The following is a 22991-nucleotide window of genomic DNA, read 5'->3' on the forward strand; positions in this document are numbered from 1 at the left end:
AAGTATGCATATCAGACTTGACGCAAAGCAATTACTCTGGGGTAATCCATGTAGGGCAGTCTTGTAAATCTATTTTGTAAAGGATATTAATTTCTATTAAGCATTAATTTTTTTATTCATTTCTATTGTGATTCTCTTCAATCACAAAATTATTTAAGCTTTTCAGTCAATCACCTTGTATTTTGTTAAATTTTCCTATTTTTAGATTCACTGCACAACCCTTATTAATATTATGGATCAAGAAAACAGCCTGGGAGACCTCTTTAAAAAATATCCTTTTGATCCGCAGCTTTTGGATGAAGTTTATGGAAAGGATAAAAGCGTAAGAAATCACTACCAGCAGGTACATCAATATCTTTCACAAATAAGCCTCAAGGATTTTAAAGATCTGATTGAGTATGCTACAAGTGCTTCCTTTGATCAGGGGATTACATTTAACGTTTATTCTGATAAAGATCAGGGGGTGGAACGTATCTTTCCCTTTGACCTCTTCCCCAGACTAATTCCCAATAAAGAGTGGGAAACCATAGAAAGAGGAATCATACAAAGGGGCAAAGCTTTGAATCTTTTTCTTCAGGATTTATATAATGACAAAAAGATTCTAAAAGATAAAGTTGTCCCTAAAGAGCTCATCTACTCTTCCAAGCATTACTGTAAGCATGTACATGATTTTTATCCCAACAAAGATATATTTGTTCATGTCTCCGGCACCGACCTGATCAAACACTCTGACGGAAAATTTTATGTATTGGAAGATAACCTCAGATGTCCATCTGGTGTTAGTTATGTACTCTCTAACCGTATAGCCACCAAGAAAACACTGCCAAATCTTTTTTTTAAAAGTGATGTGCAGCCCGTTGTAGATTATCCTGAGATTTTATCAGAAGTACTCACCAGTGTGGCGCCTCATGGTGTGGATGATCCTGTATGTGTCCTTCTTACGCCAGGCATGTATAATTCTGCTTATTATGAGCACTCATTTCTGGCTTTGCAGATGGGCGTACAACTGGTAGAGGGCCGTGATTTATTCGTGGAGAATAATTTTGTGTATATGAAGACTATCTACGGTCCTAAGAAAGTAGATGTGATTTACCGTAGGGTTGACGATGATTTTCTGGATCCCATGGTGTTTCGTAAGGATTCTCTGCTGGGTGTTCCGGGACTGATCTCAGCCTACCGAGAAGGGAATGTCAGCTTAGCCAACGCGATAGGCACCGGCGTAGCCGATGATAAGGCTGTTTACACCTATGTGCCGGATATTATCAAATATTATCTGGGTGAGGACCCAATACTAAATAACGTACATACATACCGCTGTGAGAAAGATGAGGACCTGGCTTATGTGCTGGACAATATTGAGAACCTGGTGGTAAAGCCGGTGGACGAATCAGGTGGCTACGGTATTTTTATCGGAAATATATCCAGCAAAGACGAAATATCGCGATTTAAAGAAGTCATCAAGTCAGAACGGAGAAAGTATATTGCACAGCCTATTATGTCATTATCAGTGCACTCTACCTACATTGAAGACACTAATTTGTTTGAGCCCAGACATATTGATTTAAGAACGTTCTCCCTGACAGGTGATGATATAGAATATGTTTGTAAAGGAGGCCTTACACGGGTAGCCCTACGAAAAGGTAATTTGATTGTAAACTCATCCCAGGGGGGAGGATCCAAAGACACCTGGGTATATCAGGATTAATAATATGATGCTATCAAGAACAGCTAACAGCCTTTTCTGGACAGGAAGGTATATTGAAAGACTGGAACACCTGTCCAGGTATCTAAATGCACAGTACCTTTCATCTGCAGATGCGCCACGAGCACTGAATAAACATATGGCGCTGGAGTCTATGTTGAGCATGGCTAGAGCCACCGATGCGTATTACGAAAGGTATAACCAGATAGAAGACGAAAAAGTCATTCTTTTTCTCACCATCGACGATGAGTATCCATTTTCTATGAAAAATTATCTTTCCCTGGTGAGAGAAAACTCAAGGGGCTTACGGGATAACTTATCTACTGAAATCTGGGAGACCATCAACCGGTTTTATCATTCTTCGGCCAAGTACACCGCTGATACATTTCAAAAAAAGGGGCCCTATGACTATTGTAAGCATATTCTCAACCATGTAAATATCATCAAAGGAGTAGCTGACAATACACTGCTTAGAAACCAATCCTGGTCATTGATCAGAGCGGGAATTAATCTAGAAAGAACCCTGCAAATCTGTAAAATTTTAATTACGAAACTTGAAGATATTAATAAACTTGATACAGATGAGCTGAGCCCTGCTGTGGTTGGCTATCATTGGGCCTCATTACTCCGCAGCGCAGGAGGGTTTGACATGAGCCGCCATTATTACCATGAATCACCAAACCGTGAAAGAGGTGTGGAATTCCTGATACTCAACAACAAATTTCCTAAATCTGTACTTTTTAACCTTAAAGAATTACGACAAAACCTTAAAATTATCAGTGACCATCAAACTGTAACTCCTGATTCGGCAGAGTTTTTTACCGGAAAGCTCATCGCTTATATGGATTACCTGATGATAGACGATATCGTAGAGGAAGGTGCTGAATTTCTTTATAAGCTAGAAAATCAGATAATCCATATTGGTAAAACCTTAGAGAAGCAATATCTGCAATACTAGATGATTGAATATCTCATCACTTATGAAAGTAATAACCGATATGAAGAGCAAGTGCAAGAAGCTTTTTTTGAGTTTCTGGTAGCTCCCCATGAAAATGATACCCAGCGCATTGTCAATGAAAAAAACACGCATTCTGTAGAGGGAACAAGCTTTTACACCAAAAATATCTTTAGCTACAAAAGATATTGCCTGAGGTTGGCAACCCCTTTCAACACTTTAGATTTCCGGTATGAGTGCGTTATGCTAAAGAAACAGGATACATATTTTCCCAGCATGTATGACATGTTACCTCCTGAAGACGAAATTCAGATGCTTGATTCTGAAACATTTCAGATTGAAAACTACCCCTTCCTTAATCAAACCTATTTGACGGATATTTCTAAAAGTGAAGTCCCGGAAAACATGTTGAAAACTTCAGCTATGCCTTTACTTGAATATATACATCAACTCAATCAGCGCATCCATTCATATCTAAATTATCGGTCAAATGTCACAACCCCTTTTACAAGTGCCCGGGAGACACTAATCCGACAGCTAGGTGTGTGTCAGGATTACGCACATTTTATGATTGGTATATTACGAAGCCAGCTTATCCCCTGCCGCTATGTTTCTGGCTATTTACATCAGGGTCAAAACACTATTGGTGCCGGCCAGATGCATGCCTGGGTAGAAGTTCTGTTTCCTAAGTATGGCTGGCTTGGTTTTGACCCCACCAATAATTTATTAGCAGATCATCATTACCTCAAAATCTCAGATGGTCAGGATTATCAGGATTGTCGTGCCATCAATGGTTTTATCAAACCCGGAACAGTTAATTATACAGAGTACGCTGTTAGTGTAGTAGATCAATGAAAGAAACTAGTGCTACGCCTCTGCTATTTTCCGACAGTTTTAATCAACATGCCTTGCTCTACCCTGTCATTTAGGTTTATCCCATTAAGAATTGCCATTTCTTCAAACCGCTCCCGCTCAACATTCAATTTACTGAATACACTGGATAAAGTACCACTTGCAGGAACTTCACGTATGATAATTCTCTCTGCTTTCATATCCAACATTTCAGGATCTCTCAATTCGCTAAAGTTGCGCATACTACTCATAAAGGTGTCACTGTATCTGCTAAAATCTTCTGCACGGCTGATACCCATCAGATAATAGATATTTCCATCATATTGTATCAAATAGGTCAGTGTTCTTATGGATCCTCCTTCCTGGTTTTGATCAGCAACCATCGCAATTGCAGGTAAACCATTGACAGTTAACTCTTTAGACTCTGCGAGCTCAAGTTGATTCTGTGCAAGCACCTCCTTTGCGGTTTCTTCCAATGAAGCGCTTTGCGCTAATCTTAATAGCATTAAAGCATTGCCGTTTCTTTCAGCCAATTGAACTTGTTGGGGAGTATTCTGTATTGTCCATTGATTGGGTATGGGGAATTTAAATTTTAAAACGGGGTGAAAAAATGTGCCGTTTTCCACAAACCCTTGTTTAGGATCTTTTCCATAGACCATCCCGTCAATCATTTTCAGATAACTGTCTCTTTCTACCTTATAGTCAGTTCCTTCCAGTTTACTTTTCCATTTTTCAGCCAGTCTTTGTACTCGCTGCTCTCTGTCCTGAGGGTCAGGATGAGTAGATAAAAAGGTGGGCGTGGCTTCACCACCACCTTGCTGCCTGATATTATCCAGGGTTTGGAAGAAACCGGCCATTTCTGCAGCATCATAACCTATTTTAGTAGCGTATTCTACACCTAATTTGTCGGACTGCCTTTCATGGTTTCTGCTAAACTGAAGAAACAGCAAGCTTATGCCTTGCTGCGCGATGTCCGCAAACTGAGCAAATTCTGGAGATATAACCATGCCTGCTGCTAATCCTACCTGTGCCAACATAGAGTTACTGTACTGCTTGGCTGAATGTCGAGCCGTAATATGGCCTATCTCATGGCCTAATACACCGGCAAATTCTGCTTCATTATTAAAATGTGCCATGATACCCCTTGTAAAATAAACATAACCTCCTGGCACAGCAAACGCATTGATTACCGGGGAATCAACAATTTTAAATTCATAGCTTAGCTTGTCCCTGTGCGATACTTCCACCATTTCCTGGCCGCGCTCCTGAATCATTTTTTGCATCTCGGGATCATCGTAAAGACCAAAGAAATTGACTATTTCAGGATCTGACTGTTTTCCCATAGCGATTTCCTGACTCTTGGAGAGAAGCATCAATTCTTTTTTTCCGGTTACCGGATTGGTTGCACAACTTTCCGATAGTAGAAAAATCATTAATATTATTGCAGTCTGAAATAGCCTCTGTGTTTCCATTATCTTTCTATTTTTCTAACTAATGTTCCAAAATCAATGCAAAGGCAGCGCAGGACCAATGAGAGGGTTTCTGAGGGTAAGGCAATAAGAATGATGTAGACGATTTTCTACATCTTTCTATGAAAAGATGAATAGATAAAACTTTATTTGAACAGGTATATTGAAAAAAATGCTATCACGATTTCACATTTTAAGCCAGAAATGAAAGGAAATGATCAGTTCATACGCGCTAATAGCAGGATAAGGAAATGAGTAAAAAAGAAACTGCAAAAAAAAAGCTGCCAGTAGGCAGCTTACAAATGTTGAAACGAAAATGGGTTATTTCTTCTCATCTAGCTTAATACCATTTTCAACTTCGTTCTTAATTTCTTTGGTTGCGTCTTTAAATTCACGAATACCTCTTCCCATTCCTCTTGCGATTTCAGGAATCTTATTGGCACCAAAAAATACGAGAACAACCAGGAGAATTACCATGATTTCCCATCCTCCCAATCCACCGATGAATAATAACGTTGCTAACATAAGTGTATCTGTTAATTAAATTGTATCTCAGTTTTATCTCATCACAAATAATCTTCTAATGTAACCTTTTTCAATAAAATAAAGTGCTTTGTACGCATAATTTTTACGGTAAAAATACATTCTGGCAGCTCTACCTGTCACCTGCCTAACTGTAAGTCATATGATGCTTACTAATTGTTTAGCTGAAGGATGTGCTCATATATAATAGAAGTTAACACTCATAAGAATCTGAATGTCAATATATTAAGGAGAAAATTATTTTTTCAGATATGGCACTATTTATTTTTTCACTGCGTTACATAATTGTTCTAACGCTTGAATGAAATATTACCGAGAAAATCAAGAATTTAGGAATAAAATTTACAGGTATTGAAACGTTCTTTGGAAGAAAAGATGTTATCAATATGATAAAGAGAAGAAAATAAAAATGTAATAAATTGAAGGAATAGCTTTTTCTACCCCTCCAATTTAACTGAAAAATTGAACAAATTTATACATAGCATAGTTTGGTTTGGTTAGTTTAGCAGAAAGCTCAGGAGCAAGTGTTCTTGAGCTTTTTTTACGTTTTATCTCTATCCAGCCATTGTGATAAATGTTCAGGTACAAAGCTGCACATTTTATTGAATAAATGCTCTGGATTGCTATCAAAAATTGCGATTTTTCTTGTTTCTTCGGCTAGGAAGCCCTCTTCATACATGTGATCAAAGAGTTTTTCCATATGGTCATAGTACCCTTCAGTGTTTAAAATTCCAATGGGCTTTCTGTGCAATGCCAGTTGAGACCAGGTTAGCATCTCAGTAAGTTCTTCCAGTGTTCCAAAGCCTCCGGAAAGTGTGATCACTCCCTCAGATAGCTCTGACATTTTCATCTTGCGCTCGTGCATGGACTCTACTTTAATTAATTGAGTCAAGCCTTCGTGCCCAACTTCTTTTTCATCCAGAAAGTAGGGAATTACTCCGATCACTTCCCCTCCGGCTTCTAGGGCGGCATCAGCCAATGCGCCCATCAAACCTACATTACCTCCACCATAAATAACTTTGATATTTTTTTGAGCCAGCATCCTGCCTACTTCGGCCGCTGTTTCCTTATAAATTAGCTTATTTCCTATTCTGGAAGCACAAAAAACTGCAATACTTTTCATTAATTAGTGTTTCAGAAATCCATTCATTGCGAAGCTACAACTTATCTGATGTACAAGAAAAATTTATTTTGCTTAATTACCATTTTTCTCCTTGGTCTGAGCTATTTGCAGGTATCCGCACAAGCAGCTGATAAGGAGATTATTTCAACCATACAAAAACTTTTTGAAAGTATGCGGAAGGGTGATACATTATTGATTGAGAAAATTTTTGCGCCCAACGCTCAACTGCTTACCGTAATAGAAGAGGCTGGCAAGGTCAGCTTACATGAAGTGTCAATAGAAAAATTCAAGACCGCAGTGGCCAGCCCTCGTACAGAGGTATGGGATGAAAGAATTAAATCTTACGAAATCAAAGTTGATGAAAGGCTTGCTTCAGCATGGACACCTTACGAATTTTATCTGGGGCAAAATTTTAGTCATTGTGGTGTCAATGCGTTTCAGCTCTATAAAGCTGATGATGGGTGGAAAATTCTGGTCATTACCGATACCCGAAGACTGGAAAACTGCCCATGAAGACACACTATATATTTTTTTACTAAAAAAAGGCTAAAAAGCATTACGAACTACTGCCTGTGGATTAAAAATTACTAATATTACATTTCTCTTAAGTTTTTTAAACACTACTAAATCCTTTTTTACTATGAGCACCCCTATCAATGTATTAGTTGTAGGATGTGGAAATATGGGCGCATCACACGCAAAAGCCTATCATAAAATGCCTGAGTTCAATATTGTAGGCCTGGTAAGCCGTGGCGCTGCCAGCCGTGAAAAACTTGCAAACGAACTGGGTGGAGATATTGCTTTGTTTGACAATATAGATACTGCTCTTGAAACCGCTCAGCCAGATGCAGTGTCTATCAATACCTATCCCGACACGCACTATGATTATATACTGAAAAGCTTCAAAGCAGGGGCACATGTTTTCTGCGAAAAACCCCTGGCTGAGACTGTAGAAAAATGCGAAGAAATTGCGAAAGCCGCGCTAGACTACAATAAAAAATTATTGATCGGCTATATCGTAAGGGTACATCCTGCCTGGAAGAAGTTTATAGAGATTGCCAAAACATTAGGAAAACCACTGGTAATGCGAATGAACCTGAATCAGCAAAGCAGCGGCACAACCTGGGAAACCCATAAAAATTTAATGAAATCAATGTCTCCTATTGTAGACTGTGGTGTCCACTATGTGGATGTAATGTGCTTGATGACAGAAGCCAAACCGATACGGGTAAGTGCTATCGGCGCTCGATTGACAGATGAGATACAGGAGGGTATGTATAATTACGGACAGTTGCAGGTTACTTTTGATGACGGATCGGTAGGCTGGTATGAAGCAGGCTGGGGACCTATGATCAGCGAAACAGCTTTCTTCGTAAAAGATGTAGTGGGTCCTAAAGGATGTGTAAACATAATGGACTCTCAAAGTGCTTCTGACGATGTAGATGCACATTCCAAGACCAATGCATTAAAAGTCCATAAAGCTGATCGTGACAACAATGGAAAATTTACTATTCCCGATGAAATTGTCAGTACGGCAGATGAGCCCGATCATCAGGGACTATGTGACCTAGAGCAAGCGCTCTTTTTAAAAGCAATCAAGGAAGACCTGGACTTATCTCAGCACCATCAGGATGCTATCAATAGTATGAAAATAGTACTGGCCGCTGACAAGTCTTTTAAAACAGGAAAAACGATTGAGTTACAATAATCAATGTAACCCATTTCTTGTTATTGGTACATGATTTACATGTTTAACTATTTCGCCAGCTTAGCCTTATTTTTGGCTGTTTTCCTAATCTCACAAACTGAAGACACTGCTTCTGTTAACATCACTGTAGAGGGGCTGAAAAATGATGTGGGAAAAGTAAGAGTAGCAATCTTCAATGACGAAGCCACTTTTCCTAAGAAAAAGCCTTTTAAAGCACAGTTGAAAGCAGCTCATGCATCAGGAACGGTAAAGCTATCATTTGATAATGTTCCCTACGGGGAATATGCCATCGCCGTTTATCATGATGAGAATGAAAATGAAGAGCTGGACACGAATTTTATGGGCATTCCCAAGGAAGCATACGGTTTCTCAAATGAGCACAGGCCCAAGTTTTCAGGACCTGATTATGCGGCGGCCAAAGTAAAAATAAATCTGCCAGAGGTGAACCTTAATGTTACCGTAAAGGAATTCTAATGAAATGTTTGTCCTACGCGAACGATTTCGTTAAATTTTGCAAATTATGTACCTATTACTTTATTAACAGTTTTTAAAGATTATCAATTGAATGAGAAACCTCTTAAATAAAGCTAAATTTGCTTTTTTGCTCTCTATAAAGCCCTTTTTCTTCCGACTCAATCTGCTCAATAAAGGATTGACCTTACTTATCATTGCCATTTTCATTTTACCTTCTCATAAAATCAAATCCCTATGGAATAATGCGAAGTCAGGAGAAGCTTTTGAAGCTTATACCGAGACTATTCCCGGTAGTGAAGTTTCATTTGAAATGATCCCTATCCAGGGAGGTGAATACCTAATGGGAAGCCCTGAGAATGATCCCAATCATCTAGCGGATGAAGGACCTCAGGTAAAAGTAAAAATTGATCCATTCTGGATGGCCAGCACCGAGACAACCTGGGACATGTTTGAAATTTTCGTATTTCAGGAACAGGAAAAACGACTCGCCATGGAATCTGGCGGCCTGGAAAGTGCCAATATTCCTTCTGTGGATGCGGTATCCCGGCCTACCCCACCCTATCTGGATATGAGCTTTGGGATGGGTAAGTATGGTTATCCAGCCATTTGTATGACACAGTACTCAGCTCAGATGTTTTGCAAATGGCTCAGCGCCAAAACGGGAGTTTTTTATCGCTTGCCTACTGAAGCTGAATGGGAATATGCGTGTCGAGCGGGTACTACCACCGCTTACTCATTTGGTGATGATGCTTCTAAACTGGACGAATATGCTTGGTATTATGGCAATACCAGTAATGGCTACGAAAAGATAGGTACAAAAAAGCCTAATCCATGGGGCCTGTATGATATGCATGGTAACGTCTCAGAATGGACTTTGGATCAGTACAATGCTGAATTTTATGCCTCCCTGGAAGATGGTGTCGCAGTACCCTACAATCCACCTACTGAACTATATCCCCGCACTGTGAGAGGTGGGTCTTGGGACGATGACCCTGAGGTGCTCCGCTCTGCCTCCAGAATACCTTCAAATCCACGTTGGAAGCAACAGGATCCTCAGATTCCGAAAAGCGACTGGTGGCATACTGATGCCCGTTTCGTTGGTTTCAGACTGATTAGACCCCTGAACCCACCTTCTGAAAAACAAATTGAAGCTTTCTGGCCTGAACCGATAGAAGATCTTTAATACATATTTACAACAAACCTATTTTCTAATGAAAAATCTGGAATTTAATAAAAGTATTAATCGCCGAAAATTTGTAAAAAGCTCGGCGGCTGCAGCTGCAGGTGGTGTATTTTTAAGTCAGCTCCCCTCGGCGGCAAGTGCTTATGTAGGGGGAAATGAAACCTTACGCGTTGCGGTGATAGGCTGTGGAGGTAGAGGAACTGGTGCCGCAGTACAAGCGCTTAGTGTTAAAGAAGATGTAAAGCTTGTCGCGATGGCAGATGCCTTTAAAGACAGATTAGACGAGAGTTACGATAACATTATGAAAAAGCACGGAAAGTCGGGCCGTGTGGATGTTCCTGAAGAAAACAAATTTGTCGGCTTTGATGGATATAAAAACGCGATAGCTTTAGCGGATGTAGTCTTGTTGGCTACCCCTCCCGGATTTCGTCCCATTCACTTTGAAGAAGCAGTCAATCAGGGAAAGCATGTCTTCATGGAGAAGCCTGTAGCTACCGATGCCCCCGGAGTGCGCAAAGTGTTGGAAGTTGCTCAAAAGGCAAAGCAAAATAAACTCAATGTAGTTGTGGGACTTCAGCGCCATTATCAGCCCAGCTACCTGGAACTGATGAAACGAATTCATAATGGTGAAATCGGTGATATCGTTGGCGGACAGGTATACTGGAACAGCAGCGGCGTATGGGTACGTGAGCGCCAGCCCCAGCAGACGGAAATGGAATATCAGATGCGTAACTGGTACTACTTTACCTGGCTTTGTGGTGACCATATCATGGAACAGCACATCCATAACATAGATGTTGCGAACTGGGCAAAACAGTCTTACCCTGTCATGGCCCAGGGCATGGGAGGGCGTGAAGTACGAACCGGCCCGGATCACGGTGAAATTTTTGACCATCACTTTGTAGAATTTCACTATGAAGATGGGACGATGATCAATAGCCAGTGTCGTCATATTGAAGGTTGTATGAATAAAGTGTCAGAAAGCTTCGTAGGAACCAAAGGTAGAGCAACTACTGACGGGACAACCATGATCACTGATACCAAAGGAAATACACTCTGGAAACACAGAGATAAAAACGACCCCAACCCTTATCAGGTTGAGCATGACAGATTATTTTCAGCAATCGTAAATGGTAACGAATTACTTGCGGATGCCGAAAATGGCGCTAAGAGTACGATGACCTCATTGCTGGGAAGAATGGCAACTTACTCAGGAAAAGTAGTAACCTGGGATGAGGCGCTGAATTCAAATATGAGCCTGATGCCACAGAAATTTAGTTTTGATGCCACCCCTCCGGTTGTGCCCGGTGCGGATGGTAAATATCCTGTACCCGTACCAGGAAAAACCAAAGTGATATAATTATTAATCTTTATTACTGCAGGAAGGTCTTGTCACTACGATAAGACCTTTTTTTGTGCGAAAGCGGACAATAGCGAACGGAAATGAACAACCTTTCTCGTCTGATTCACTTATAATAGCCTCTAATAGCAGTTTTTAAAAGTGGCATATTGATTGGAATCAACTGTTACATATCCTAAACTGATTGAAGCATGAGAACTTTATTATCTTCCTTGGCATTATGTGTAATTTTTGGAGTGCATGGTTATGCTCAACAGACAATTCAGGCTGAAGAAATTCTCAGCCAAATTAACCGAGGAGAAGCAATTGAATACAATAATGTAAAAATTGTTGGTGTGCTGGACTTTACCAATCTTGATAATCGTAGCTCCAAAAAGAAAGGAAGTAGCTGGTTTGGAAGTAACATGCAATATGAAAGTAAGGTAGAAGCTAGTGTCATTTTTCGCAACTGCATTTTCTTGGATGATGTGATTGCCTATTACAATGAGAATGATGACACATATATCGCTCATTTTGAAGATGATGCGATTTTTGAAGAATGTGTGTTTGAAAGCGCCAGCGAATTTAAATATTCAGAGTTTGACAAGCATGCCAGTTTTGCCAAATCATTGTTTGAAAAAGAAGCAAATTTTAAATATTCCGAATTTTCAGATGGCCCGGATTTTAGTGGCTGTGTATTTGATGAGGATGCAAACTTTAAGTATGCTGATTTTTCGGATCAGCCCCAGTATGCCAATGTAGTATTTGAAGATGAAGCCAATTTTAAGTATGCAAAATTTCCTGAGGGTGTGACTTTTCAGAGTGCTGTTTTTAATGACCTGGCTAACTTCAAATATGCCGAGTTTTCATCACCCCTAATTCTGGATCATGTATCTTTTAATGGTGATGAGGATTTTAAGTATACGGAAATAGATGGTAAAGATTTTACCAGCTACCTTATCAAAAACCGATAGCTCATTATTCCAATTCAAGTAATCCCCTAATAAGGCAGCCCAGAGATGAAGCCAGCTGAAATTTCCAGCTGGCTTTTTTTATGTTATGATAGTTTCAGGTCAAAAAGAGAGTTAACCCCCAGTTGCTTATCATTGGTAAAGCCTTCGCCATATGCTGCACCTATGGCATGACCATACTCCTGCCCCCGGGCTTCAACAAATTTCATAAATAAGGGAGTGGTCAGAAAAGTTCCTGGCTCATCACCTTCAGATGCATCAAATTGTGATTTAAAACATCTAATCGCATCCATCTTTGTCTTCCAGTGATCGCTCACATCAACTACGATATCAGGTGCGATATAAACGCTTTGAACCATATGCCAAAGCTGAGCAGGACGCCAGGCTTCTTGTCTCTTACCCTCCTCATCTGTCTCTATCATCCTGAGTCCTGATAGAAAACACGCATTTCGCGTAAGTTCTGCAGCTCTTCCATGATCTGGATGACGATCTTTAATGGCATTGGCAATCACCAATTCAGGCCTGAATTTTCTAATCTTCTTGATCAGCGCTAATTGATGCTCACGATCATCAACAAAAAAACCATCGGAAAAACCAAGGTTTTCTCTTACTGATATTCCTAACACCTTACTGGATGCTGCTGACTCACTGGCTCTGATTTCGACTGTGCCCCGGGTACCAAGCTCTCCGGCTGTCAAATCAAGGATACCCACTTTTTTTCCCATGGCTACATGAGAAGCAATAGTTCCTCCACAGCCGAGCTCCGCATCATCAGGGTGAACAGCTATGACTAGTATATCTAATTTCATTGGAATTTTTCTTAGGTAAAGGGGATTAATAGGCTAAACTTTTACTCAATTTGTAAAGGTAAATGATTAATTATGTTACAAAAAATATCTACTGTGGAGTTCTCACTCTAACAAAAGGTGATATATTAAGTTCGGAAATACAATACAATTATAACTAAAAACCCTTACTGTTAATGCCCCAGAAGAACCCGCTGACCCGAGAGGAGCTTAAGGTATTTGAAACTGTTCCGGATTTATATTTGATTCTTTCCCCAGATCTACACATTCTCACCGCCAGTAATGCTTATCTTTCAGCCACACTCACCCTACGACAAGAGATCGTAGGCAGGCATCTCTTTGAAGTATTTCCTGATAATCCCGAAACACCTGAAGCTAATTCAGTAAAAAATCTTTATGCTTCATTAATAGAAGTGCTGACAAAGATGCAAACCCATCAAATGAAACTCCAGCGCTATGATGTCCCCCGCCCCTCTGCACTAGGAGGAGGTTTTGAAGAAAAATACTGGAAGCCAACGAATACACCTGTGCTGGATGAACTGGGAGAAGTCCGTTACATTATCCACAAAGTTAGTGATGTTACTAAACAAATTAGTGATCATCGTCATATTCAGGATCTTACCGATCGTGAGCAGGCAGCACTGGCAGAAGCTGATTGGCAGCAGAAAAGGCTTATTGATTTTTTTATGCAGGCTCCTGTCGCTATCGGAATATTTGAGGGTAAAGAGCATGTCATTGGGCTTGCAAACCCTCTGATGTGCAAAATCCTGGGGCGCGACTCCAACGATTTACTGGGTAAACCTTTTTTCAATGCAATGCCTGAGCTAAAGGGACAAGGCTTTGATGCTATCCTTTCTCAAGTCTACAACACCGGTAAACCTTTTGAATTTGAAGAATCCCCAGCTACTTTTTTAATGCATAACGGAAAGTTAGAAGAAGGTTTTTACCATACGGTTTATCAGCCTCTCATGAATGTGCAGGGAGAGATCACCGGAATCATCAATATAGTAACTGATGTCAGCGAGCAGGTTAAGGCCCGAAAAAAATTAGAAGAAAGTGAAAATCGCTTTCGCACCCTGCTGGAAAGTATTCCGCAAATGGCATGGACTAACCTGCCAGATGGATCTGTTAACTTTTATAATAAACGATGTCATGAATATACCGGTCTTAGCTTTAATGAAATCTATGGTTGGGGATGGCAACCTCTAGTTCATCCAGACGATTTGGATAAAAGTCTGATTGCTTATAAGGGTGCACTGGAGACTGGGAATGAATTTATAATAGAAAACCGGCTTAAAAGGCACGATGGCCATTATCGTTGGCACCTCAACCGTTCTATTCCCATACAAAATGAAACTGGTGAAGTTATCCTCTGTGTAGGAACATCCACTGACATACACGAGCAAAAGCTGCTTACCCAACAATTGCTGGAAAGCGAACAGTACTTTCGCATGATGGCCGATAATGTGCCAGCTATGATCTGGGTTACCGACCCTGATGGTCAATGTACTTATCTGAATAAACAATGGTACGATTTTACCGGACAGACAGAAGAAATTGGTCTGGGCTTAGGCTGGCTTAAAGCCGTTCATCCTGATGATACCAGCAATACTGCAAACATTTTTTTAAACGCTAACGCAAAGCAGATACCCTTTGACCTAACTTATCGCCTGAAAAGTGAGAGTGGGGACTACCGCTGGGCTATTGATGTGGGTTTACCAAAATTTGATGCTGAAGGTAAATTTGAAGGTTTTGTAGGAGCAGTATATGATATTCACGAACGTAAACTTGCGGAAGAGAGACTGCATCAAATGTCGCAAGAGCTTGTAGCTACCAACGATAAATTGATCGCGGCAAATGAACAGATACAGGCTAGTAATGAAGATTTAGCACACACCAATCAACAGCTTAGCTATATCAATGCAGATATGGATAATTTTATCTATACAGCTTCACATGACTTACGAGCACCTATCACTAATATTGAAGGGTTGATGGACACCTTAATGAGCACCCTTTCGGATGAAAGCAGACAATCTCCTATGATTAATAAATTATCCGGTATGATTACTAGCTCAATTGAACGTTTTAAGAATACCCTAAATGATTTAACTGAGATTACCAAGGTGCAACGCGAAGGTAAAGTGGAAGATTTAGTTGAAATAAATCTCACGAAAGTAATCAGTGAAGTACAACTTGACCTGTCTCAGCAGATTGAAGAAGCTGAGGCTCAGTTTGACTTGAACTTGAAGAACTACACTCCTATCCGCTTCTCCCCCAAAAATGCCCGTAGCATTGTTTATAACTTAATTTCCAACGCCATCAAATACCGATCGCCTCAAAGACAAGTGCTTATCCGGATCAGCTGTTCCATTGAAGACAATTACCTTGTTTTATCAGTATCGGATAATGGACTCGGCATGGACTTATCAGACGAAAGTAAAATATTTGCGATGTTCAAACGTCTGCATGATCATGTTGATGGCACTGGAATAGGACTTTACATAGTCAAAAAAATCATTGAAAATGCAGGTGGAAAAATTGAGGTGCGGAGCAAATTAGGACAGGGCACTACCTTTAATGTTTATTTCAAACAAAATGGTAGCAACAAATATCAATGTTAGCAACTCACAAAACCAATACAGCATGCCGGAATCCTTACTGCTTGATATCTATATGCCTGTCTGAAGGGTCTAAACTTCCCTGATGCATTTCATCAACAGGGGTGGATGTACAATACTACAGATATGATGCAACCAATTCAGGTAAAGGAGCCAAGACTAAGCTGCTTTACCTGAATTTCATTTTTTCATCTCTTAGAATCCCGCCGCCGCATCATCACCACGAGGATCAGCCCCTCCTTCCAAACTTCCATCAGGTAGTACAAGAATAGCATCTACCCTACCGATTCTACCTCTATCAACCAGTGTATGTCCCATCTTCTCTAATGATTCAATGGTAAGGCTATCAAAAGCATTAGTCTCATGATATACGGTATCGGGTTTCCACTGATGGTGAAAACGCTTGGCAGCTACCGCAGCCTGCATACCCATTCCATGTTCTAACACATTGAGGATCGTTTGGTAAACAGAAGTGATGATAGTGGATCCACCAGGAGTACCTACTACCATGAAGAGCTTATCATCTTTCTCAACAATAGTAGGTGTCATTGAGCTCAACATCCGTTTTTCAGGTTGAATCGCATTGGCTTCGCCACCCACCAAGCCAAACATATTGGGATATCCAGGTTTGATGCTAAAGTCATCCATTTCATTATTGAGAAAAAAACCGGCACCGGCAACCACCACTTTGTTGCCATAGCCCCCATTTAGAGTGGTGGTCACGGAAACTGCATTACCTTCAGGGTCAACCACTGAAAAATGGGTAGTTTCAGTAGATTCAGCCAGGGCAGGCTGACCTTCTGATATTTCAGCTGTGGGGGTAGCATTGTCGGGATCAAAACTGCTCATCCGGCCTACATTGTAGGATTTGGTTACCAGTTCGTTCAGGGGAACCGGATAAAAATCCATATCTCCCAAATGGGCCGCACGGTCAGCATATACTCTTCTTTCTGCTTCCACCATCAGATGGACAGTAGGCGCGGTATTATGCCCCATACCATCAATGGCAAACTCCTCAACACTCTGTAGCAGCTGGACTAAGGCAATCCCCCCGCTGGAAGGTGGAGGCATAGAAATCACTCTATAGTTATCATACATGGATTCTACCGGAGTACGGAATTTCGCTTCATACTTAGCAAGGTCTTCCATACTGATGATCCCCCCTCCCCTTTCCATTTCAGCAACGATTTTTTCAGCCGTTTCACCGGCATAAAAGCCTTCTCTTCCCTGATCACGTACCAGTTCTAAAGTTTGTGCAAGCTCTTTCATATAGATAACATCCCCTGCTTTCCATCCCCCTTCTTTTACCAAAAATTTAGGAGTAATCGTATTGGCATCCATGTGCTTTTCCTGATAACGATTCAGGCCATTGGCTTCTTTTTCAGTGAGTTCAAACCCTTCAGCAGCCAGGTCAATAGCGGGCTGTAATAATTCCTCCCAGGGTAGTGAACCATACTTTTCATACGCTCTGACCATACCATCTACTGATCCGGGAACACCTGATGCCAGATGTCCTTTGGTGCTTAGTCCGTCAATCACATTTCTATCTTCATCAAGGTACATGTCCCGTCCTCCCCTTAAAGGTGCCTTTTCTCTGAAGTCCAAAGCATCGGTAGTGCCGTCTGTATTTCTGATCACCATAAAACCACCACCGCCAATATTTCCGGCAGCAGGATATACCACAGCTAATGCAAACTGCGTAGCGATGGCTGCATCTACGGCATTTCCACCTTTTTTCATGATATCTGCTCCGACCTGAGACGCTAATGGATGTGCACTCACTACCATCGCGCTATCGGCAATCAGACCGATGGGAGATGGTTCTTCAGTAGGAATTTCCGGTGCACAGGCAAAAAAGGCAAAAGTCAGGGTAGTGTAAAAGAGAAGTAGGTATTTACCAATCATATCAAATTAATTTTTGTGGTAAATATGATAGTAAAAACTTTAAATTCAAATGATTTGCTCCCTACCTTCTTAATTTTGCCTTGAGCAATACCAAATTAACAGATTTTTATTTTGCTCTAATAATTAAGTGCAAAATTTTCTTCAAGCAAATCTATTGAATTTCCTCCTATAAAAACTTTAAACTGGCCAGCTTCAGCATCATAGCTAAGGTCTCGTTGATAAAAAGCCAGGTCTTCTTGTTTGATATAAAACGTTACTTCCTGAGTTTGCCCTGCCTCTAGATATATCTTTTTAAAAGCCTTCAATTCTTTTACCGGACGGGTTACATTACCTACCAAATCTCTAATGTATAACTGAACCACTTCATGACCAGCTAAATTTCCACTGTTTTGTAGCTTTATGCTCAGCTTAATGGAATCTTGCTGAAGTAAAACTTTACTGCTTAAACGTAAGTCACTGTAAGTGAAGTCAGTATAACTTAGCCCATAGCCAAAAGGATAAAGAGGTGTATTGGGCACATCTAGATACTTGCTGGTGTATTTATTCTCAGCTAATGGTCGGCCAGTCATTTTCTGATTATAGTACAAAGGTATCTGGCCTACATTTCGGGGAAAGGTCACAGGTAATTTACCGGAAGGATTGTAATCTCCAAAAATAACATCAGCAATTGCAGGCCCTGCCTGATGACCAAGAAACCAGGTTTCCAGTATGCTGTCTACATTTTCATCTAGCCAAGAAATCGTTAATGGTCTACCGTTCATTAAGACTACAATGGTAGGCTTACCAAGCTTGTGGATTTCCTTGGCCAGATCCAGCTGATTCCCTGGCAGGTCAATCGTGGACCGACTGGCTGCTTCTCCACTCATTAAAGCTGCTTCACCCAAAGCCAGAATTACAACATCTGCACGCTCTGCGGTCTTTATGGCTTCTTGAAAATACTGTGTAGAATCATCGTTAATATTGGTTCCTTTAGCGTACAATATTTCATGCTGATTTCTCCCTGATTGTTGCAAACCTTCCAAAAGAGAGACTGACTTTTCCCAATCTCCTGCTGCAGACCATGAACCAATCAGCTCTTTTTTATCATCTGCCAGCGGACCTATCAGGGCAATAGTTTGGCCTTCATTCTTGAGCGGTAAAATATCATTTTCATTTTTTAGCAATACGATGGATTTACGGGCAATATCCCTGGCAGCCTCCAGGTGCTCATTAGTCATTACTTCATTCTGCTCTCTCTGTTGGTCAATATACCGATAAGGGTTATCAAATAAGCCGAGCCTGTATTTGGCTTCCAGGATTCTTCTTACTGACTGATTCACTGTAGCCACATCTACTTTTCCTTCTTTTACCAAATCCGGCAGGTATTCGTAATAAACGGCTCCCTGCATATCCATGTCAACACCGGCAGTAATGGCCATTTGTCCGGCATCTTTCAGATCAGCAACTACCCCATGCGCTACCATTTCATTGATGGATGTATAATCAGAGACAACGAAACCTTCAAAATTCCACTCATCACGCAAAATATCAGAAAGTAGAAACTCACTGCCGCTGGCAGGCACACCAAATATTTCATTAAAAGATGTCATGAAAGTTGCAACGCTAGCATTGACTGCCGCTTTGAAGGGTGGCAGGTAAGTATCACGAAGCTCCAATTCAGAAATATCTACCGTATTGTAATCTCGCCCTGCCTGTGAGGCGCCATATGCTGCATAATGCTTGGCACAGGCAAGTATGGTATTCACAGCGGAAAGGTCATCTCCCTGAAAACCCTTGATGCGTGCTAATGCAACCTGCGTTCCCAAATATGTATCTTCACCGGCACCTTCAGCAATTCTACCCCATCTGGGATCCCTCGCCACATCTATCATGGGAGCATATGTCCAGTGCAAACCTTCAGCTGAAGCCTCAGTTGCGGCAATCCGTGCTGATTTTTCCATAGCCGCTAAATCCCAGCTTGCGGCTTCTGCCAGCGGAATCGGAAAGATAGTTTTAAAACCGTGAATAACATCATAACCTAAGAGCAGAGGTATGCCTAAGCGAGTTTCTTCTACTGCGAGTTGTTGTAACTGACGGGTAAATGCAGCACCATAAGCATTGAAAATTGCCCCTACTCTACCGGCTTGTATATCTTCCTTATACCCCTCTCTCATGCTGGGTCCGGTAATATCAATATCACTGGTAAAAAGCGTAAGTTGTCCCACTTTCTCTTCCAGCGTCATTTCATTGATTAAAGAGTCTATCATTTGTGTTGCTTCCCCAGAAATGGGTTTAAGTCTTTGAGCAGCAACTTCTTGAAAGGGAAAGACAATCAACAAAATACCAACGAAAGCAGCATATCGTATCATAAGCGTCTAATAAAAGGTTCAACAAGTTTCAATCAATCATTTTGTCCTTATTTAAGTAAAAATGGATAGCGTGAATACTATAGCATTTCAAATACAGCCTTAATATTGAAAGCCCAATTTGTCCAGTCCTTCCTGAACCTCCGGTGCGGACATAAATAGTTCCCAAAGCAAGCCTGTCCTATGATTTTCTATCATTACGGGAATTGGCCCCTGGTCAATCGCCAGATAGCGAGGTACATACCATTCATGTTCAAAACTGAAAGCATCAAACGGGCCGTATTCTCCTACCAGAGAATCATGCTCGTGATATAAAAATTTTAACATCTGCATACTTTCATCGGGAGTAAAGGGAAATGAAGATAAGGCGGCAGTGGGAGAAATGACTCCTAAATCATGACCAGGGCGATGCCCTGCATAGCCATTGATAGAATAACTGGAGGTCAAGCCCCAACAGTTTTCTCCATAGCCCTCATAACCTTCAGGATTTTGTAGCGCATATTCATAATTTACCAAGGCATGACTTTGGTTTAGCTTCCAATAGTTACCATATCGGTCTTCCAGCTTTCTGGGATCTAAACCCAGATACGAGTAATGCGCCCAGAACAATGGTCCAACCGGGGCGTCATTATTTTCATAATGATCAAGTACAAGATCATATCCTAAATATTCTCTATCTGTCTCAAGATTGCCTGACCTTGCCCATCCTTTGTGATATACCTCTGGCTGTATTCCATGCGTAGGCGATGCTGCAGCCAGTATGTACATGATCAGGCATTCGTTATAACCTCCCACCGGAAAATTCATATCCCAGCCATAGTTGGGTGACCAGTGCCAATACAAAACTTCTTCTCCCTGGGTATACCAATCCCATTCTACGGATTTCCACAGCTCATCTATTTTTGCTGCCAGCGCCTGCTCCGCTTCGCTGCCGTCAATAAAATATTGCCTTACGGTAAGCAGCCCCTGAACCATAAAAGCTGTTTCAACCAGGTCCCCGCCATCATCTTTCTGGCTAAAGGGTTTAACCTTTGCGGTTTCTCCATTGAGCCAGTGGGGCCAGGCTCCATGAAAGCGATCAGCAGTATCCAGGAAATTGACAATCTTATCTAAGCGCTCAAAGCCCTCTTCCCTACTGATAAAACCTCTCTCAATGCCTACAAGAATAGCCATTACCCCAAAACCTGTCCCCCCTAAAGTTACAATGTGTTTATCGTTTTGCGGATATACATCATCGGTGTGGAAGCGCTCTCTCGCCATACCCGAATTAGGTTCGGCACCTTCCCAAAAATAGTTGAAGGTTTGGTATTGTACCTGGTTCAGCAAGGAAGAATCTGTGAGCGTTTTAAGATCATTGACGTCTACGGGTATATCAACACTATTACCGAACTGCTCACTGCTTGTACAGGAAAAGTAGAGTAAAAAAAGCCCCAAAGAAAGGGCTATTGCTGGTTTTTGCATAATCAAATGAAGTTAAGTGATTGCATTACTCCGGTTCTGTCTAATAGCCGGGATTTTGACGCATGGCCCCTTCGGTGATATCTATTTCACTCTGAGGTACAGGAAACAACTCATTTCTACCTGCCTGAAAACCCAGTGGACCAAGCACTTCAACGGCTCTGCCGGTACGTACCAGATCGTAAAAACGCTCTCCTTCCAGTGCCAGCTCGGCACGGCGTTCATCATAGATAAGCTGACGTAATGCAGACTGATCTGTTTCTGTGATTGCCGCTGATGCATCACCAAATGCTCTGCTTCTTACCTGGTTTAGATATTCCAGCGCCTGGGCGGTATTTCCATTTTCATTGGCCGCTTCGGCAGCTATCAATAATACCTCAGCATAGCGCAATATTTTTCGGTTGTAACCAAACTGGGCATCCTGAATGCCAGGCATAAAGACTTTTTGATTATAGGTCTCCAACTGTTCAATCTCTCCACTTTCGTTATAAGTCGTATCGGGTGTTCCTCCATCGCCTACGATTACTTCACCATAGATCGTATCTCCTAAAAAAATGATTGAAGCATCCATGCGAGGATCTCCTTCTTCGTAAAAGTTGATGAGGTCTAAGGTTGGACGTCCAAAACCCCAGCCTTTTCCTACAGGCTCACCATTTACCAGCACAGTACCTCTTACTCCCTGTGTTTGTCCGTACTGGTTACCGCCATTGCTGAAATTGTCCTGGATTGCACTAATTTCAAACACAGCACCCGGCCCTTGTACCTGCGTGGGTGCGAATTCTTCTGCAAATGAATCGGGGAGACTATATTCTCCTGAACTGATTACCGCTTCTGCCAGTGCCTGAGCTTCGCTAAAGTTTTGGCGATACAGGTACACCTTAGCCAGCAAAGCCTGTGAGGCTCCCTGCGTGGCACGTCCTAAATCAGCGTCACCATATTCTGATTTTCTAGGCAAATTCTCTATGGCATATTGCAGGTCAGGAATGATGATCTCATTATAAATCTCATCTCGCGGTACACGAGATAAATTTCTCTCAGGTTTGGAAGACAACACCTTTGGTAAATCTCCATAGGAACGTGCCAGTTCAAAGTAAAAAGCAGCTCTCAGGAAGCGCGCTTCAGCTAACAGACGGCTTTTCAAATTTTCGTCCATTTCAATATCAGGAACCTCTTCAAGTACGATATTGGCTCGGCGTACCCCTACAAATAAGGCTGACCAAATGTTAGAAAAGGCGCCTTCACCTGGTGTGAAGTTAAAATTGTTAATATCTGAAAGAAAAGCAGCATCCGCCGGACTACTACCTTTTACCATGTCATCTGACATGATATCTGCAATGGGAAATCCACCGGTGACAAACCAGGCACGGTAAGCATTATAGATAGCGTTGGTAGCCAATACTGCGTCGTCCTGACTTTCATAAAAAGCTTCGGTGGTTAAATCTCCCAACGGTTCTTTTTCCAGAAAATCTTCACAACTACTTAATACCAATAAGCCTCCAGTTACTAATAATATGATAAATGATTTTATAGTATTCAT

Annotated in this window: 18 protein-coding genes; 10 read left to right on the forward strand and 8 right to left on the reverse strand. The window is 41.3% G+C overall.

Going from position 1 to position 22991, the window contains the following annotated elements:
• Positions 1–232: 232 nt before the first annotated feature.
• Genes OKW21_RS12190 through OKW21_RS12200 form a run of 3 tightly spaced genes read left to right on the forward strand, consistent with a single transcriptional unit; the run spans position 233 to position 3512 of the window.
• Positions 233–1705, forward strand: coding sequence for a circularly permuted type 2 ATP-grasp protein (locus OKW21_RS12190; RefSeq protein ID WP_277479765.1), 1473 nt, complete (start codon positions 233–235; stop codon positions 1703–1705).
• Positions 1706–1709: 4 nt separating this feature from the next.
• A complete protein-coding gene (locus OKW21_RS12195) occupies positions 1710–2660 on the forward strand; it encodes an alpha-E domain-containing protein (RefSeq protein WP_277479767.1) in 951 nt (316 codons plus the stop codon).
• A complete protein-coding gene (locus tag OKW21_RS12200) occupies positions 2661–3512 on the forward strand; it encodes a transglutaminase-like domain-containing protein (protein WP_277479769.1) in 852 nt (283 codons plus the stop codon).
• Positions 3513–3535: 23 nt separating this feature from the next.
• On the opposite strand, the gene OKW21_RS12205 is transcribed toward OKW21_RS12200, so the two are convergent.
• The 3 genes from OKW21_RS12205 to OKW21_RS12215 all read right to left on the reverse strand — a co-directional run bounded on the left by OKW21_RS12205 (position 3536) and on the right by OKW21_RS12215 (position 6644).
• Entirely contained in the window at positions 3536–4981 is a 1446-nt protein-coding gene (locus tag OKW21_RS12205) for a M48 family metalloprotease (protein WP_277479771.1), read from the reverse strand.
• Between the two features lie 318 nt (positions 4982–5299).
• The gene (locus tag OKW21_RS12210; RefSeq protein WP_277479773.1) at positions 5300–5503 is read right to left on the reverse strand and encodes a Sec-independent protein translocase subunit TatA/TatB; all 204 of its coding nucleotides are present in this window, start codon (positions 5501–5503) and stop codon (positions 5300–5302) included.
• A gap of 559 nt (positions 5504–6062) precedes the next feature.
• Positions 6063–6644, reverse strand: coding sequence for an LOG family protein (locus OKW21_RS12215; protein ID WP_277479774.1), 582 nt, complete (start codon positions 6642–6644; stop codon positions 6063–6065).
• A 48-nt stretch (positions 6645–6692) separates the two neighbouring features.
• On the opposite strand from OKW21_RS12215, the gene OKW21_RS12220 reads away from it, so the two are divergent.
• The 6 genes from OKW21_RS12220 to OKW21_RS12245 all read left to right on the forward strand — a co-directional run bounded on the left by OKW21_RS12220 (position 6693) and on the right by OKW21_RS12245 (position 12322).
• The gene (locus OKW21_RS12220; protein WP_277479775.1) at positions 6693–7157 is read left to right on the forward strand and encodes a nuclear transport factor 2 family protein; all 465 of its coding nucleotides are present in this window, start codon (positions 6693–6695) and stop codon (positions 7155–7157) included.
• A gap of 127 nt (positions 7158–7284) precedes the next feature.
• A complete protein-coding gene (locus tag OKW21_RS12225; protein ID WP_277479776.1) occupies positions 7285–8352 on the forward strand; it encodes a Gfo/Idh/MocA family protein in 1068 nt (355 codons plus the stop codon).
• Positions 8353–8424: 72 nt separating this feature from the next.
• Positions 8425–8826 (forward strand): DUF2141 domain-containing protein, encoded by a 402-nt coding sequence (locus tag OKW21_RS12230; protein ID WP_277479777.1) that lies wholly within the window; start codon positions 8425–8427, stop codon positions 8824–8826.
• Positions 8827–8917: 91 nt separating this feature from the next.
• Positions 8918–10009 (forward strand): formylglycine-generating enzyme family protein, encoded by a 1092-nt coding sequence (locus OKW21_RS12235; RefSeq protein ID WP_277479778.1) that lies wholly within the window; start codon positions 8918–8920, stop codon positions 10007–10009.
• Between the two features lie 28 nt (positions 10010–10037).
• The gene (locus OKW21_RS12240) at positions 10038–11369 is read left to right on the forward strand and encodes a Gfo/Idh/MocA family protein (protein WP_277479779.1); all 1332 of its coding nucleotides are present in this window, start codon (positions 10038–10040) and stop codon (positions 11367–11369) included.
• 191 nt (positions 11370–11560) lie between these two features.
• The gene (locus tag OKW21_RS12245) at positions 11561–12322 is read left to right on the forward strand and encodes a pentapeptide repeat-containing protein (protein ID WP_277479780.1); all 762 of its coding nucleotides are present in this window, start codon (positions 11561–11563) and stop codon (positions 12320–12322) included.
• 83 nt (positions 12323–12405) lie between these two features.
• Here the strand turns inward: OKW21_RS12245 and bshB1 are convergent, their stop codons facing one another.
• Positions 12406–13128 carry a bacillithiol biosynthesis deacetylase BshB1 gene (bshB1, locus tag OKW21_RS12250; RefSeq protein ID WP_277479781.1) on the reverse strand — a complete coding sequence of 241 codons (723 nt, stop codon included), beginning with the start codon at positions 13126–13128 and terminating at the stop codon, positions 12406–12408.
• A gap of 173 nt (positions 13129–13301) precedes the next feature.
• On the opposite strand from bshB1, the gene OKW21_RS12255 reads away from it, so the two are divergent.
• On the forward strand, positions 13302–15749 hold the full coding sequence (locus tag OKW21_RS12255) for a PAS domain-containing sensor histidine kinase (protein ID WP_277479782.1): 2448 nt from the start codon (positions 13302–13304) through the stop codon (positions 15747–15749).
• Between the two features lie 192 nt (positions 15750–15941).
• Here OKW21_RS12255 and ggt read toward each other — a convergent pair whose 3' ends face one another.
• From ggt to OKW21_RS12275, 4 genes are all read right to left on the reverse strand, one after another.
• The gene (ggt, locus tag OKW21_RS12260) at positions 15942–17651 is read right to left on the reverse strand and encodes a gamma-glutamyltransferase (RefSeq protein ID WP_277479784.1); all 1710 of its coding nucleotides are present in this window, start codon (positions 17649–17651) and stop codon (positions 15942–15944) included.
• 116 nt (positions 17652–17767) lie between these two features.
• The gene (bglX, locus tag OKW21_RS12265; RefSeq protein WP_277479785.1) at positions 17768–19897 is read right to left on the reverse strand and encodes a beta-glucosidase BglX; all 2130 of its coding nucleotides are present in this window, start codon (positions 19895–19897) and stop codon (positions 17768–17770) included.
• 201 nt (positions 19898–20098) lie between these two features.
• Positions 20099–21457 carry a glucoamylase family protein gene (locus OKW21_RS12270; protein WP_277479786.1) on the reverse strand — a complete coding sequence of 453 codons (1359 nt, stop codon included), beginning with the start codon at positions 21455–21457 and terminating at the stop codon, positions 20099–20101.
• A gap of 40 nt (positions 21458–21497) precedes the next feature.
• Positions 21498–22991, reverse strand: coding sequence for a RagB/SusD family nutrient uptake outer membrane protein (locus OKW21_RS12275; protein WP_277479787.1), 1494 nt, complete (start codon positions 22989–22991; stop codon positions 21498–21500).

It is taken from the genome of Catalinimonas alkaloidigena (assembly GCF_029504655.1).
In the GTDB taxonomy this organism is placed as follows: Bacteria; Bacteroidota; Bacteroidia; order Cytophagales; family Cyclobacteriaceae; genus Catalinimonas; species Catalinimonas alkaloidigena.

Coding starts and splice junctions, on each gene's coding strand:
- OKW21_RS12190 (WP_277479765.1), top strand. CDS start 233: ATGGATCAAGAAAACAGCCTGGGAGACCTCTTTAAAAAATATCCTTTT.
- OKW21_RS12195 (WP_277479767.1), top strand. CDS start 1,710: ATGATGCTATCAAGAACAGCTAACAGCCTTTTCTGGACAGGAAGGTAT.
- OKW21_RS12200 (WP_277479769.1), top strand. CDS start 2,661: ATGATTGAATATCTCATCACTTATGAAAGTAATAACCGATATGAAGAG.
- OKW21_RS12205 (WP_277479771.1), bottom strand. CDS start 4,981: ATGGAAACACAGAGGCTATTTCAGACTGCAATAATATTAATGATTTTT.
- OKW21_RS12210 (WP_277479773.1), bottom strand. CDS start 5,503: ATGTTAGCAACGTTATTATTCATCGGTGGATTGGGAGGATGGGAAATC.
- OKW21_RS12215 (WP_277479774.1), bottom strand. CDS start 6,644: ATGAAAAGTATTGCAGTTTTTTGTGCTTCCAGAATAGGAAATAAGCTA.
- OKW21_RS12220 (WP_277479775.1), top strand. CDS start 6,693: ATGTACAAGAAAAATTTATTTTGCTTAATTACCATTTTTCTCCTTGGT.
- OKW21_RS12225 (WP_277479776.1), top strand. CDS start 7,285: ATGAGCACCCCTATCAATGTATTAGTTGTAGGATGTGGAAATATGGGC.
- OKW21_RS12235 (WP_277479778.1), top strand. CDS start 8,918: ATGAGAAACCTCTTAAATAAAGCTAAATTTGCTTTTTTGCTCTCTATA.
- OKW21_RS12240 (WP_277479779.1), top strand. CDS start 10,038: ATGAAAAATCTGGAATTTAATAAAAGTATTAATCGCCGAAAATTTGTA.
- OKW21_RS12245 (WP_277479780.1), top strand. CDS start 11,561: ATGAGAACTTTATTATCTTCCTTGGCATTATGTGTAATTTTTGGAGTG.
- bshB1 (WP_277479781.1), bottom strand. CDS start 13,128: ATGAAATTAGATATACTAGTCATAGCTGTTCACCCTGATGATGCGGAG.
- OKW21_RS12255 (WP_277479782.1), top strand. CDS start 13,302: ATGCCCCAGAAGAACCCGCTGACCCGAGAGGAGCTTAAGGTATTTGAA.
- ggt (WP_277479784.1), bottom strand. CDS start 17,651: ATGATTGGTAAATACCTACTTCTCTTTTACACTACCCTGACTTTTGCC.
- bglX (WP_277479785.1), bottom strand. CDS start 19,897: ATGATAGACTCTTTAATCAATGAAATGACGCTGGAAGAGAAAGTGGGA.
- OKW21_RS12270 (WP_277479786.1), bottom strand. CDS start 21,457: ATGCAAAAACCAGCAATAGCCCTTTCTTTGGGGCTTTTTTTACTCTAC.
- OKW21_RS12275 (WP_277479787.1), bottom strand. CDS start 22,991: ATGAATACTATAAAATCATTTATCATATTATTAGTAACTGGAGGCTTA.